10 protein-coding genes are annotated in these 13,728 nt (G+C 62.8%); 6 read left to right on the plus strand and 4 right to left on the minus strand.

Annotated elements, in window-relative coordinates; genetic code table 11:
* The first annotated feature begins 479 nt into the window (after positions 1–479).
* The 3 genes from AB4Z38_RS20830 (at position 480) to AB4Z38_RS20840 (ending at position 3,683) form a co-directional block, all read left to right on the plus strand.
* Positions 480–2,048: an NCS1 family nucleobase:cation symporter-1 gene (locus AB4Z38_RS20830; protein WP_441431464.1), complete on the plus strand. Its 1,569-nt coding sequence runs from the start codon at positions 480–482 to the stop codon at positions 2,046–2,048.
* A 90-nt stretch (positions 2,049–2,138) separates the two neighbouring features.
* Positions 2,139–2,897 (plus strand): aspartate/glutamate racemase family protein, encoded by a 759-nt coding sequence (locus AB4Z38_RS20835; protein ID WP_441431465.1) that lies wholly within the window; start codon positions 2,139–2,141, stop codon positions 2,895–2,897.
* A gap of 21 nt (positions 2,898–2,918) precedes the next feature.
* Positions 2,919–3,683 (plus strand): SDR family oxidoreductase, encoded by a 765-nt coding sequence (locus AB4Z38_RS20840; protein WP_441431466.1) that lies wholly within the window; start codon positions 2,919–2,921, stop codon positions 3,681–3,683.
* A 40-nt stretch (positions 3,684–3,723) separates the two neighbouring features.
* On the opposite strand, the gene AB4Z38_RS20845 is transcribed toward AB4Z38_RS20840, so the two are convergent.
* Both AB4Z38_RS20845 and AB4Z38_RS20850 read right to left on the minus strand, forming a co-directional pair.
* Positions 3,724–4,635: a glutaminase gene (locus AB4Z38_RS20845; RefSeq protein WP_441431467.1), complete on the minus strand. Its 912-nt coding sequence runs from the start codon at positions 4,633–4,635 to the stop codon at positions 3,724–3,726.
* Between the two features lie 4 nt (positions 4,636–4,639).
* Positions 4,640–6,256: a PucR family transcriptional regulator gene (locus tag AB4Z38_RS20850; RefSeq protein ID WP_441431468.1), complete on the minus strand. Its 1,617-nt coding sequence runs from the start codon at positions 6,254–6,256 to the stop codon at positions 4,640–4,642.
* Between the two features lie 274 nt (positions 6,257–6,530).
* Here AB4Z38_RS20850 and AB4Z38_RS20855 point away from each other — a divergent pair, with 274 nt between their 5' ends.
* Complete coding sequence (locus AB4Z38_RS20855; RefSeq protein ID WP_441431469.1) at positions 6,531–8,126, plus strand: amino acid permease; 1,596 nt, start codon at positions 6,531–6,533, stop codon at positions 8,124–8,126.
* Positions 8,126–10,951 (plus strand): aminotransferase class I/II-fold pyridoxal phosphate-dependent enzyme, encoded by a 2,826-nt coding sequence (locus AB4Z38_RS20860; RefSeq protein ID WP_441431470.1) that lies wholly within the window; start codon positions 8,126–8,128, stop codon positions 10,949–10,951. The genes AB4Z38_RS20855 and AB4Z38_RS20860 overlap by 1 nt, the downstream gene beginning before the upstream one ends.
* Here AB4Z38_RS20860 and AB4Z38_RS20865 read toward each other — a convergent pair.
* Positions 10,941–11,339, minus strand: a complete 399-nt coding sequence (locus tag AB4Z38_RS20865; protein ID WP_441431471.1) for a nuclear transport factor 2 family protein — start codon at positions 11,337–11,339, stop codon at positions 10,941–10,943. The genes AB4Z38_RS20860 and AB4Z38_RS20865 overlap by 11 nt on opposite strands.
* 189 nt (positions 11,340–11,528) lie before the next feature.
* On the opposite strand from AB4Z38_RS20865, the gene AB4Z38_RS20870 reads away from it, so the two are divergent.
* A complete protein-coding gene (locus AB4Z38_RS20870; RefSeq protein WP_441431472.1) occupies positions 11,529–13,019 on the plus strand; it encodes a cation:dicarboxylate symporter family transporter in 1,491 nt (496 codons plus the stop codon).
* A 307-nt stretch (positions 13,020–13,326) separates the two neighbouring features.
* Here AB4Z38_RS20870 and AB4Z38_RS20875 read toward each other — a convergent pair whose 3' ends face one another.
* Positions 13,327–13,725 (minus strand): sterol carrier family protein, encoded by a 399-nt coding sequence (locus tag AB4Z38_RS20875; protein ID WP_441431473.1) that lies wholly within the window; start codon positions 13,723–13,725, stop codon positions 13,327–13,329.
* Positions 13,726–13,728: the final 3 nt, after the last annotated feature.

Here is a 13,728-nt window from a genome sequence, read left to right on the forward strand (position 1 = left end):
CGCCCGCTCCGTGCCCTGCTCCCTGATCAACGCATCCAAAGACTCAACCCACTCGGCAGTCTCTTCCGGATCACGATCAGGCAGCTGGGAAGTCAACCCGCTAAGGATGTGTGAGGTCTCTTCTCCTGCAGCCACGTCCAACCTCTCTTCATTGAATGTCTGGGCGCTTGCACTGTAGTGCGCGCTGAAACGTGCATAGAAATTTCGTATTGTGAGAATAAAATTCTGTAATTCGAGATTAGCGACGCCTTCGCCAAGCGTCAATCCAGCAGGGCGGAGATTAGCTCCCACAAGGCCTCTCGGCCCCGATGCTGCCGTTTGTGACCGCCGTCGGGAGTGTAGGCCTTGACCAAAGGTGACCTAGCTCATACAGTTATTTCACTATTCAATAACTAGATTCCACGATGCGAAAAGCTTCAACTCCTCTCACAGCGTCTCGGAAGCCTAGTTGCAGCACCACAAAGAAGTGGAGATCCACGATGCAATCGACTCCCCCAGTCGGCGTCACAACGGCTCCGGAGCAGACCACGCTGCCAGGCAGTTCGGTCCATCCGTCAGTAGGAAATGAAACCCTCTGCGATGTAGCGTCCGATGCAGCAGGCCGCACCATCAGCCCCAGCCTCTATAACCTCGACCTCGCCCCCACCAAGAAAGAGGGTAGGCGCTGGACCAGCTACAGCATCTTCACCCTCTGGGCCAACGACGTCCACAGCCTTGGCAACTACGCTTTCGCCATCGGACTCTTTTCGCTTGGCCTGGGCGGGTGGCAAATCCTCGTGGCCCTTGGCATCGGCGCGGTCTTGCTGTTCACCCTCTTGACCTTCTCCGGATTCATGGGCCAGAAGACCGGCGTCCCCTTCCCTGTGATGAGCCGGATCAGCTTCGGTATCCGGGGCGCCCAGCTGGCCAGCCTGGTCCGTGGCGCGGTGGCCATCGCCTGGTTCGGAATTCAGACATACCTTGCCTCCGTGGTGCTCCGCGTCATGCTTGTCGCCATGTTCCCCGGACTCAAGGACATGGACGCCAACTCGATCCTGGGCCTGTCCACCCTTGGGTGGATCGCTTTCGTATCGCTCTGGATTGTCCAGTTGGTCATCGTCAGCTTCGGCATGGAAATGATCCGCAAGTATGAGGCCTTCGCCGGCCCCATCATTCTTGCCACCATGCTGGCCATTGCCATCTGGGTCTTCATGGAGGCCGGGGGAGCCATCCAGTGGTCCGGCATCAAGGGCCTCGAAGGAGGGGAGATGTGGCGCACGATCTTTGCCGGCGGCGCGCTCTGGGTCTCCATCTACGGCACTTTCGTCCTGAACTTCTGCGACTTCACCCGTTCCTCGGTGTCCAAGAAATCCATTGTCCGCGGCAACTTCTGGGGCATCCCCATCAACATGCTCTTGTTCGGCGCAATCGTGGTCATCATGGCAGGCGGCCAGTACAAGATCAACGGCAAGATCATTGAAAGCCCCTCGGACATCGTGCAGAGCATCCCCAACACGCTCTTCCTCGTCCTGGCTTGCCTTGCCTTGCTGATCCTGACCATCGCAGTGAACCTCATGGCGAACTTCGTGGCGCCCGTCTACGCGCTGACCAACCTCTTCCCCAAGCACTTGAACTTCCGCAAGGCGGCCTGGGTCAGCGGTACCATCGGTCTGGTCATCCTGCCGTGGAACCTCTACAACAACCCCTTGGTGATCGTGTACTTCCTGGGCGGACTCGGCGCGCTGCTCGGCCCGCTGTTCGGCGTCGTCATGGCCGACTACTGGCTCCTGCGCCGCGGCAAGGTCAACGTCCTTGACCTCTACACGGACCACCCTTCGGGCACCTATTTCTACAAGCGCGGCGTCAACCCCCGGGCGATCGCCGCAATGGTTCCGGCCGCCGTCGTCGCCATCCTCATCGCGTTCGTTCCCGCTCTGGAGGCCGCGGCACCGTTCGCCTGGTTCTTCGGCGCAGGCATCGGGGCGTTGTGCTACTACTTGTTCGCGGACAAGAAGCAGCAGCACACCGACGTCTCCGGCGAGCCGATCGCCGTCGTCAGCAACCACTAATATTCAAGTCACTCGCAGTTGTTGTCGTTTTCGCCCGTCAAAACGACAACAACTGCGAGCCAGTTGGGCGTACCAACCCAGGAGGAACACATGCGCATCCTCGTCGCAAACGTCAACACCACCCAATCCATGACCGACTCCATCGCAGCCCAGGCGCGAAGCGTCGCGGCTCCTGGCACCGAGATCATCGGCATCACCCCGCGGTTCGGCGCCGATTCCTGCGAAGGAAACTTTGAAAGCTACCTCGCCGCCATCGCCGTGATGGACCGCGTGGTCAACTACCCGGAACCGTTCGACGCCGTCATCCAGGCCGGCTATGGCGAGCACGGCCGCGAGGGGCTACAGGAGCTCCTTGACGTTCCGGTGGTCGACATCACCGAGGCCGCGGCCAGCACCGCGATGTTCCTCGGCCACAAATACTCCGTCGTCACCACTTTGGACCGCGCGGTCCCGCTCATCGAAGACCGCCTCAAGCTCGCCGGGCTCGACGCCCGCTGCGCCTCCGTCCGTGCGAGCGGCATGGCCGTCCTGGAACTTGAGGAGTACCCGGACCGCGCAGTCGAAGCCATCGTGGAACAAGCTGAACGCGCCGTGCGTGACGACAAGGCGGAAGTCATCGTCCTCGGCTGCGGCGGCATGGCCGGCCTCGACGAACAGATCCGCCAACGCTGCGGCGTTCCGGTGGTGGATGGGGTCGCCGCCGCGGTGACCATCGCCGAGTCGCTCGTCCGCCTGGGACTGTCCACGTCCAAGGTCCGGACCTACGCCACTCCGCGCCCCAAGACCGTCATAGGCTGGCCCCTGACCACAACGGATACGACGACGGCGGATGCTCCCGCCGCGCACTAACTCAACAAACAGGAGAACCGCGTGAGCGAAACCATCCCCACCCGGCCCCGGGTCGCCGTCGTCACCGGAGCCGGTTCCGGGATCGGGCGCGCGGTTGCCCGCCTTCTGTTGGCGGAAGGCTACCGAGTTACCCTCGCCGGACGGCGGGAAGCGCAGCTTCTCGAGACCGCCGACGGCCACCCCGAGGCGCTCGTGGTGCCGTGCGACGTGACGGTGCCCGACGACGTCGCGCGCCTTTTCGCGGCGGGCCGCCACCGTTGGGGGAGGGTAGATGTCCTGTTCAACAATGCTGGCATCTTCGGTCCTTCCGGCGGCGTGGACGAGATCAGCGTGGCCGATTGGAATGCCACCCTGGCCGTGAACGTCACCGGATCCATGCTGTGCGCGGCCGAGGCCGTGCGCACCATGAAGTCGCAGGAACCGCAAGGCGGACGCATCATCAACAACGGCTCCATCTCCGCCCATTCGCCGCGGCCATTGTCCGTCGCGTACACCGTGAGCAAGCACGCCATGAGCGGCCTGACCAAGAGCATTGAACTGGACGGGCGCCCGTTCGGAATCACTTGCGGTCAGATCGATATCGGCAACACCCGCACCGAAATCATGGACACCATCGGCGTGGGCTCGGGGGCGCTCCAGGCCGATGGCAGCAGGCGCGTGGAGCCCATGTTTCCCGTGGAGGACGCCGCCCGCGCAGTGTTGATGATGGCGAACATGCCGGCGTCGGCGAACGTTGGTTCGGTGGTGGTGACCGCTGCCGGGATGCCGTTCGTGGGCCGCGGCTAGCTGGCTGCGGCTAGCTCGCCGCAGCTAGAAGCCCAGCCACCTAGAAAATCGACCAGCCCGTGCGGGTGGTGAATTCATCGAGGGCGGCCACGCCTGCCAGCGAATTCCCGGATCGGCCCAGGCCGGGGCTCCAGACACAGATGGTGCATTTGTTGGGCACGACGGCCACAATGCCGCCACCCACCCCGCTCTTTCCAGGGAGTCCCACGCGGTAGGCGAATTCCCCTGCGGCGTCGTATGTGCCGCACGTGAGCATCACGGCGTTGATTCTCTTGGTCTGGGACGGGGACAGCAGCGCCGTGCCGTTCCCGCGCAGCCCGTTGTTGGCCAGGAACCTGCTCGCGAGGGCCAAATCAGTGCAGCTCATTTCAAGCGCGCACTGGTTGATGTATGCCTCGAGGACTGAGTCCACGGGGTTTTCGAGGTTTCCGTAGCTGGCCAGGAAGTGCGCCAGCGAGGCGTTGCGGTGGCTGTTCGCCGCCTCTGAAGCGGCCACTACAGGGTCGGTATCAACGGAGCTATTGCCGCTTTCTTGCCGGAGCAATTCCTGGACGGGAGATGGTGAGTTGCCCGCGATGCTGAGCAGCCTGTCGGTGACAACCAGGGCGCCGGCATTGATGAACGGATTCCGCGGAATTCCGTCTTCGTGTTCCAGCTGCACCAGGGAATTGAACGGATTGCCGGAGGGCTCCCGGAACACGCGCTTCCAGATCCGGTCGCCATCCCCGGCCAGCACCAGGGCTAGGGCGTAGACCTTCGAAATGCTTTGGATGGAGAAGGGCACGTCGGCGTCTCCGGAGGAGAACACGTCACCGTTGGCGGTTGCCACGGACATGCCGAATTGCTTGGTATCCACCGCCGCCAGGCTCGGAATGTAGTCCGCAGGCGCTCCCTGACCGAGCAAGGGCTGAACGGTGCCGACGATGTCGTCAAGGAGATTCTGGAGGTCCATGGTCTTAGCGCCGTCCTTCGGAGTGGGTCCACAGCCTGAGCTGAAGATGCGCGAGCAGCCGCTGCTCTGCGGAGTAGAGGTCGATGCCGGCCACTTCGCAGGCCCGCCGCAGCCGGTAATGGACCGTATTCCGGTGGACGGCCAGTTCTTCCGCGCACCGGTTCACATCACCGAAGAATTCAAGGTAGGTCAGCAGCGTACTGGCGAACTCCGGGTACTTGCTGCAAAGCACGGTGATGCCTCCGTGCCGAAGGTCGGTCCTCGACGCCAGAAGCTCCAGCAATTCCTGCGTCAGAACGGTCGTTTCCACATCTGCGTAGGACGCCACGTGGATCGAGGGCGTGCTTTCCAGGACCCTTAGTACGCTGCGGACGTGCTCGAGTGTGCCATGCAATGCGTCCAGGCGTTCGACGACGGGCCCGACGGCGGCCTGCACCTGGCAGTGCAGGTGCACCCTTGCGTCCCGGACAATGACGTTGATGAGGCGGTTGATGGCCGGCGGGGACTTTATGGGGTCAAGGTCAGGAAGAATCATGGCTATTTCCAAGCCGATGGCTCCCACCACGGCGCCGGGACGGTAGGCGGCCGCATGGATCGATGCCACATTGGCCAGCTCGCCACGCCGCAGTTGCAAGCCCGCTGCCGTCTCGTCGTCGCCCTGGGCTGAAATGAGGACGAGGGCTGCCGGCTTGGAGGGATCGATACCCGCGGACTGAGCCTGGGAGTGGATCTGGGGAGTGCCGCTCAGCAGGCTGGAGATCCTGTCGCGCCGCAGTGCCTGGGACTGCTCGTTGCGGTGCCGGACCAGTTCTATGGCTGCGTGCCGTGCCGCTCCAACCATGAGCTTGTCCGTGTTGGGAGCGAGGGGTTCCTTCCCTTCCTGAAGCCAGATGTACCCCAGGATCCGGTTGCCCGCGTGGATACCGATCGCCACCCGTTCCCGGAGACCTTCCGCCGGGTTGGCTTCCATGTGGATGGGAGCCTCGGCCGCCTGCAGGTGCTTGTAGACCCCCGACTCCTTCAACAGTTTTTGGTAACGCTCCGGTCCGCGCCGGGCCAGGATGGAGAGCCTGCGGAGTTCGTCGACGTCGTTGGAGGCCGGCGAGTATGCCAGGACGCGGTTTGCCGGATCCTCAATGACCACGTGGCCGTTGGCCAGGGTCGCGGTGGTCTGGGCGATCGCAAAAAGATCCCGGTGAATGATCGTGGACGCGTCGGTGGAAAGTGCAGGCTCCTGGATGCGGTTATTGGCGATGCCCGCCAGGGTGCCCCAGTTCATTGCCGGAGACACTGCGATCAGGGCGATTCCGGTGGGAAGCAGCACTTCCCGTACGGCGTCCAGTTCCTCCTCGTTCCCTTTCACCGCAACGGCGGCGGGGTAGTCCGGAATCAGCTTCCGGATGCCGGGTAATGCCGCGCGACCCCGGACTCCGATCAGCAGGACCAAGCTCCCGCGTTGGACCGGCGCCTCATCCTCGGCGTCCACGATCACCGTTTCACGAACCGTGCCGTTGTCCGTTCCGGGAGGAACCAGCAGTTGCCCGTTGTCGACGCCAATGTCTTCAAGTATGTCGCTGAGCATGGCGCCAATGACATGCTCGGCAGATTCCTGGGGTGCCACCCGTATTCACTTCCTCTAAGCGGCTTAGCCGCGCTCACAGCCATGAACACTACTCGCACTCTGGCGGAACGGAGTTGTCCTTCAAGCACAACGGGGATCGGACGAATTTAGCTGGCCAGACAATTCGCTCTGTTCCGCAGGAACCTAGAGTTGTTTCCCGTCCCCTTCGCTGACAATCCAGCAGTGCAGCTGGTGATTCCACAGGTCAGCAGGGGGACAAGTTCTGGAGTATGCAGCCGCACCCGCGGAACCGGAGTCAAAGGAGACCCCTGGAATGAAACGCACACTGAACCGGCCTGCGCCGGGCCCTGCACCGCTTACGGTCGCCGGGCTTGATCCCGCTGATTCGCTGGAAAGCAACCGGGAGCTTCTTGGCGACCGATCTGCGGCTGCGCAGGATTTTTCAAGCGAGGACGCCGGCTACCACAAGACCCTCAAACCCCGGCAGATCCAAATGATAGCGATCGGGGGCGCGATCGGAACGGGCCTCTTCATGGGAGCGGGTGGCCGATTGAACGGTTCCGGTCCGGCCTTGATCTTCGTCTACGCCCTTTGCGGCTTCTTTGCGTTCCTGATTCTGCGGGCCCTTGGCGAACTGGTTCTCCACAGGCCGTCCTCCGGCTCGTTCGTGTCCTATGCCAGGGAGTTCTACGGCGAGAAGCTGGCCTATGCCGCCGGTTGGTTGTACTTCCTGAACTGGGCCATGACGTCGATCGTGGACGTCACCGCCGTCGCGCTGTACGTCAAATTCTGGGGACAATTCTGGGAGCCGCTGCAAACAATCCCACAGTGGCTTATCGCACTCTGCGCCCTCGTCATTGTCCTGGCCCTGAACCTCGTCTCCGTGAAGATCTTCGGCGAGATGGAATTCTGGTTCGCACTGATCAAGGTGACCGCGCTGGTGGCCTTCCTCGTCGTCGGGGTCTGCTTCATCGTCTTTGGCGGGAAGACCGACATCGGCGTTCCAGGGCTGGGCGTGATCCTGGACCACGGCGGAGCCTTCCCGACGGGAGCCGTGGCGCCCCTGCTCGCGATCAGCGGCGTCGTGTTCGCGTATGCGGCGATTGAACTTGTTGGTACGGCTGCAGGCGAAACTGCCAACCCGGAAAAAGTGATGCCCAAAGCCGTCAACACGGTAATCTTCCGGATCGCACTCTTCTATGTCGGTTCCGTGCTGCTCCTCTCGTTGCTCTTGCCGTTCACGGCGTACAAATCCGGCGAATCGCCCTTCGTCACCTTCTTCTCCCATCTCGGAGATCCCCATGCCGCGGCTGTTTCGGCATCAGTGATGAACTTCGTTGTCCTGACCGCGGCTTTGTCGAGCCTCAACGCCGGCCTCTATTCCACGGGCCGGATCTTGAGGTCCATGGCGGTCAATGGCTCGGCGCCACGGTTCACCGCAAGGATGAGCAAATCGGGGGTGCCGTACGGCGGCATCCTGCTGACAGCGGTGATCACTCTGCTTGGCGTCGGCCTGAATGCCCTGGTGCCGTCCCAAGTGTTCGAGATTGTTCTCGAGGTGTCCGCCATCGGGATCATCGGCGGCTGGGCAACCATCATCCTGTGCCACATCAAGCTTCAGGCCTGGATCAGGCTCGGGAAGGCAGTCCGTCCGTCATTCCGGCTCTTCGGAGCCCCCTTCACCTCGTACCTCACGCTCGCCTTCCTTGCCTTCGTTCTCGTCACGATGGGCTTCTCGGAGACCGGGCGCTGGGTGCTCGCTTCCCTGCTGCTCCTGATACCCCTGCTCATTGCCGGCTGGTTCGCTTGCCGTAAACGCATCCTGGAGGCAGCAGAGGCCCGACGCGGCCACACTGGCGACCTGCCCGTCGTCGCAGGCTCCTTCTCCCAGGGCGGCCAACGCTCCTGATGCACAACGAATTGATGGAAAGCGGAACCACCTTGCCCGGCATGACGTCCCGAAACAACAGCGACACCCTGACCAAGGAAACCACCCTGACCAAGCGAAGCCAGCGGGACATCGGCACGCCCAGCAGCGCATGGCGTTCGCGCGCCGATGCGTGGGAGTTTCTCGGGTACGCGTTCAAGCAGCTGGCAAAGGGCCGCCCGGGAACGCCGTCGCGTTCCGGACTGCAGGACCAAGCCGTTCAGGCGCTGCGCCTGCTTCAGGCCATGGAACTGTATTGGGCGGCGCCGGGGCTCGCCTCGGTGGCGCGGCTACTCGGCTGCGTGGATTCCGGTGATTACGACGCCGGACTGGAGATGATCCGCGGAATGTCCCACCTGATGCCTTCCGCCAGTCCGGGACCAGCCAGTCCGGCGCCAGCCTATCCGGGCCGAGTGGGCCCGGAACCAGGGCAGCCCGGGGCCGGGCGCTCCATTTCGGGTCTTCCGGACGAAGGCTCCAGGGAGCCGCAGCCGGCGAGCGAGCGGCCCCGGTTCGAGGTCCTGTTTGTCGACGACATCACCGAACAAGAAGCCGAGACCCTGAAAGCGGAAATGCTGGCCCAGCGGAGGCCATCCGATGCCTTCGCCTATGAACTCATCGTGGTTCCCAGCTACGAGGATGCACTGGTTGCCTTGGTCCTGAACCCTGCCATCCAGGCGTGCATTCTCCGCCCGGGATTCACCATCGGCAGCAGCCAGCCGCTTGGCCGCGACCTGAAGAAATACCTTGGCGGCCTAGTGAGCCCCGAACTTGCCGGAATGCCGCCGCTGGGCAGGTTCCTTAGCCTGGCCGAGCAGATCTCCGAGTTACGCCCCGAACTGGACGTGTACCTGGTGGCCGGTGTCGCCATGGAGAGCCTCGCGGGTTCACTGACGAAGCGGTTCCGGAGGATTTTCCGCAGGCAAGACAATCTCGACCTGCACCTATCGCTGCTGTCGGGTGTCGCTGAGCGGTACAGGACACCGTTTTTTGCCGCGCTACAGGAATACAGCCGGCGGCCGGCCAGCGTCTTCCACGCCTTGCCGATCTCTCGCGGCGGCTCGGTGGGCAATTCGCCCTGGATCCGCGACATGGTTGATTTCTACGGGATGAACCTTCTCTTGGCCGAGACGTCCGCGACGTCGGGAGGCCTCGATTCGCTGTTGGACCCGCACGGATCGCTCAAGGAGGCCCAGGACTTGGCGGCGCGGGCTTTCGGTTCCCAGAAAACCTTCTTCGTCACCAATGGAACATCCACCGCCAACAAGATCGTTCATCAGTCCATCCTTGCTCCGGGGAATGTGGTCCTCGTCGACCGCAACTGCCACAAATCCCACCACTACGCTTTCGTCCTCGCCGGAGCCCAGGTTTCCTACCTGGACGCCTACCCGCTGGACAAGTTCGCGTTCTACGGCGCTGTACCCTTGGCCACCATCAAGGCCCGATTGCTGGCCTACCGACGTGCCGGGCGCCTGGACGAAGTCAAGATGATCACGCTGACCAACTGCACCTTCGACGGCATCGTCTATGACGTGGAACGCGTCATGGAAGAATGCCTGGCCATCAAACCGGACCTCGTCTTCCTTTGGGACGAAGCCTGGTTCGCCTTCGCCCGGTCCCACCCCGTCTTCCGGCGCAGGACGGCCATGGCCGCAGCGAGGAAGCTTGAGGCCTCCTTCACTGATCCCGGCTATGTCGCCAGGCACGCCGAACAAGCGGCATCGCTCCACGACGCGGTGACGGGCGCGCCCGCCGATGATGAACTCTGGCTGGAGACCCGGCTTATCCCGGATCCGGCGAAAGCGCGGCTGCGGGTATACGCCACGCAGTCCACCCACAAGACCCTCACCTCGCTACGTCAGGGATCCATGATCCATGTCTTCGACCAGGACTTCAGCGAGCATAACCAAGAGTCATTTCGCGAAGCATATATGACCCATACCTCCACATCGCCCAATTACCAGATCCTTGCTTCGCTCGACATCGGGCGCCGCCAGGTGGAGCTTGAGGGTTTCGGCCTGGTTCAGAAACAGGCGGACCTGGCAACCATCGTTGCCCAGGCTGTGGCCCGCCACCCCTTGCTGAAGAAGTACTTCCGGGTCCTCACGTCGAGGGACCTCATTGCGGCGCCCTATCGGGAAACGGGCAGCGCCATGCCGCTCCGGGATGGGCTGGCAGCACTGGCGGACGCCTGGCAGCATGACGAGTTCGTCGTCGACCCCAGCCGCCTCACGCTGGACATCAGCCGGACAGGCGTCGACGGCGACACTTTCCGGCACCGCTATCTCGCCGACAAGCACGGCATCCAAGTCAACAAGACCTCGCGTAACACCGTGCTCTTCATGACCAACATCGGCACGTCCCGGAGCGCCGTCGCCTACCTGATCGAGGTCCTGGTCAAGCTGGCCGAGTCTTTCGAGGAGGAATGGCCGGCGCGGAAAACGCCAGACGCCGGTCTCGCGGCGGGCCTCACGGGAGCCACTCCGCCCTTGCCCGATTTCAGCAGCTTCGCAAGGCGCTTTCGGCGGGATCCGCTCAGTCCCGATGGGGACCTCCGGGCCGCCTATTTCGAGAGCTACAAGGATGGAGCAACCACTTACCTGTCGGCCGGCGACCTCAAGGCCCGGATTGCGCAAGGCGAGGAAGTTGTTTCGGCGGGATTCGTCACACCCTATCCTCCGGGCTTCCCCATCCTCGTCCCCGGACAGGTGATCACGGGTAAGGCGCTGGAGTTCATGGCCGCACTCGATACCCGGGAAGTCCACGGCTTCGACTCAGGGCGCGGGTACAGGGTGTTCACTCGGTGACAGTGTCGGCATGCCGGTGGGCAACCCGCCATTCGCCCTCTTCTCGGCGATACACCTGGGTAGCCCGGAGGGTGTAGCTCCGCGCCGCACCGTTGATCGAGGCCGAGATGTGCTCCAGGCCGGCGGTGTAGGCCATGCCATCCACCACGTCATAGGCCTGCAATTCGAAGTTGTAGGACATGCAGTCGGAGAAAGTCTTCTCAAGGCTCGTGAAGACCGCATCCACTTCCTGCTGCCCATAGGCGTTGCGCCACGCACCCAGGATGCTCACGGGCTCCTCGCGGGACCAAATGACCCGGCGTGGGGCCGAGTTGCCGTTGTGCAGTGCCAGTTCCGCTTGGTACAGCGAGGACTTCACCCAGTCCAGGAAGTCGTCACGGTCGGTCATGCCCTCAGTATGCTCTTGGCGCGGGGCTTTGCACAGGCACAAGTAATCCATTCATGATGGGTCAGGAAGAAGGTGCGTTTTCCACGATATGAAAATTAGATTCCCTCTTGTGGAATGAAGTGATCGGGATTACATTTGAAAACAACCCCCGAAATCAGGGGCTGTTCCCAAACTGATTGGTTCAGATCAATGAAGATCCCAGACTCTGCGGCGCTGAAGGCGAGTTCGGCTCCGCGGAAGAAGAAGCCACTGTACAAGTCGCTCTTCTTCCAAATCCTGATCGCCGTCGTCGCAGGTGTACTCATCGGCCATTTTTGGCCGAACATTGGGTCTACCCTCCGGCCACTGGGCGATGGTTTCATTCAACTCATCAAAATGATCATCGCTCCGCTGATCTTCCTCGTGATCGTCACGGGTATCTCGGCAGTGGGCGACGTCAAGGCGGTCGGAAGAGTCGGGGTCAAAGCCCTCTTGTACTTCACCGGCGCCACGCTTTTCGCACTGGTTTTCGGCCTGATCGTTGGAAACCTTGTCCAGCCGGGTGCCGGACTGCACATCGATCCCAGCACGCTCTCCCAGGACGCGCTGAATGCCAAGACCGGGACTGCGCCGCCCAAGGACGCGGCTTCCTTCCTCCTGGACATCATCCCCACGAGCGTCATTGGCGCTTTCGCCAGCAACAGCCTTCTCCAGGTCCTCTTCTTCTCGGTCTTCTTCGGCGCGGCAATCGTCGTCATCGGTCGCGAGCGCTGCCTACCGGTCATCAGCCTCATGGAAACCGTCCTGGAACTGATCTTTAAGATCATGTCCTGGATCATGAAAGTGGCGCCCATCGGTGCATTTGGCGCCATGGCGTTCATCATCGGCCAGTACGGCCTCGACACCCTGGGGACCTATGCGCTCCTGATCGCCTCCTGTTACGGGGCGGCCATCGTCTTCATCGGCCTGCTGTTCCTTGTCGCATGGAGCTTTGCCCGGGTGCCCCTGTGGCAGTTCCTGAAGTACACCCGTGAGGAATTCCTCCTCGCGCTGGGTACGGCGTCGACCGAAGCTGTCATGCCCCGGATCATGACCAAGCTGACCAACGCTGGGTGCTCCCGTGCCACCACAGGCCTGGTTGTTCCCACGGGCTACTCCTTCAACCTCGACGGCGCCGCGATCTACCTTTCGATCTCGCTGTTGTTCCTGGCCCAGGCCTTCGGCCACCACCTCGACCTCGGGCAGCAGTTGGCAGCCCTGGGTGTCTTGCTCCTGACGTCCAAGGGGATGGCGGGCGTACCGGGATCGTCATTCCTGGCTCTCTCGGCCACGGCCGCTGCGCTGGGCATCTTCCCGGTTGCCGGCGTCGCGCTGCTCCTGGGTGCCGACCGCCTCATGGACTCCATGCGCGTCGTCGTCAACCTCCTCGGCAACTGCGTGGCCACGTTTGTAGTCGCGAAATGGGAGGGCCAGTTCGACCGTTCCGTCATGCTCCGCGCCTTCAGCGGTGAAATCACCAACGAGGACTCCGCCATCATGCTCGGAGCCGAAGCCGTCTTCGAGGAACAGGAAATCGAACGCATCAGCGAAGGGCGGGAGCCCTCGCCGAAGTTCCGTGGCGGGCCGAGTTCGGATGAGATCCCGCAGTTCGAAATGATCAAGCCGGGCCAACACCGGAGCCCTTCGGTCAGTCCCGACTAAGATTGCCACGTTCCACTTGCAGTTGAGCGCCCCACGACACCGTCGCGGGGCGCTCAACTGCATACAGGGGATCGAGCCTGGGCTAGGCTTCCTCGCAACCGCTAAGCGACTACACCTGCAAGGAGCCCCGGATGGCTATCCCGGTCACAATCACTGACTTCAGCATCACGCACACCCGCCTTGAAGGCGGGGCGGAGTGGAAGTCGTAAAGCCGGCCGACGGTGCGAAGTACCTGCGCACGTCCGACCTTCCCGACGGGGGGTCTACGAGTATGACCTTCTTCTGGCCCTGCCGCGGCGCTGACGGCTCAGAACAGCGGGAGCAGCTCCGACAAATCCGCGCGCAGACCCGACGCGGCTACCCGGCCGGCGTCGACGGCTGCGGACCACGCCAAGCGGCCGGTGACCATCGAGAGCCAGGTGGCGGCGTCGCACTCAATGACGTTAGGCGGGGTGCCGCGCGTGTGCCGGGGGCCCTCCACACACTGGGTGACGCCGAACGGCGGAACCCTGACTTCTACCGAGTTGCCGGGGGCGCGGGCGGTGAGTTCCTCCAGCGAGTAACGCACGGCGGTCGCCATCACAGTGCGCGACGGCGGCGTCACCGGACCGGGTTCGTGCCCGGCTTCTTGCCCGACGGCGGCCCGCCATGCGGTCAGTGCCGCGCGGCCTTCTTCAAGGTCGATCCGGCGTCGTGCAATTGCCATAGT

Origin of the sequence: Arthrobacter sp. 2RAF6, assembly GCF_052115205.1 — a bacterium.
Classification (GTDB): Bacteria; Actinomycetota; Actinomycetes; order Actinomycetales; family Micrococcaceae; genus Arthrobacter.

Coding starts and splice junctions, on each gene's coding strand:
- AB4Z38_RS20865 (WP_441431471.1), bottom strand. CDS start 11,339: ATGACCGACCGTGACGACTTCCTGGACTGGGTGAAGTCCTCGCTGTAC.
- AB4Z38_RS20830 (WP_441431464.1), top strand. CDS start 480: ATGCAATCGACTCCCCCAGTCGGCGTCACAACGGCTCCGGAGCAGACC.
- AB4Z38_RS20855 (WP_441431469.1), top strand. CDS start 6,531: ATGAAACGCACACTGAACCGGCCTGCGCCGGGCCCTGCACCGCTTACG.
- AB4Z38_RS20875 (WP_441431473.1), bottom strand. CDS start 13,725: ATGGCAATTGCACGACGCCGGATCGACCTTGAAGAAGGCCGCGCGGCA.
- AB4Z38_RS20835 (WP_441431465.1), top strand. CDS start 2,139: ATGCGCATCCTCGTCGCAAACGTCAACACCACCCAATCCATGACCGAC.
- AB4Z38_RS20845 (WP_441431467.1), bottom strand. CDS start 4,635: ATGGACCTCCAGAATCTCCTTGACGACATCGTCGGCACCGTTCAGCCC.
- AB4Z38_RS20870 (WP_441431472.1), top strand. CDS start 11,529: ATGAAGATCCCAGACTCTGCGGCGCTGAAGGCGAGTTCGGCTCCGCGG.
- AB4Z38_RS20860 (WP_441431470.1), top strand. CDS start 8,126: ATGCACAACGAATTGATGGAAAGCGGAACCACCTTGCCCGGCATGACG.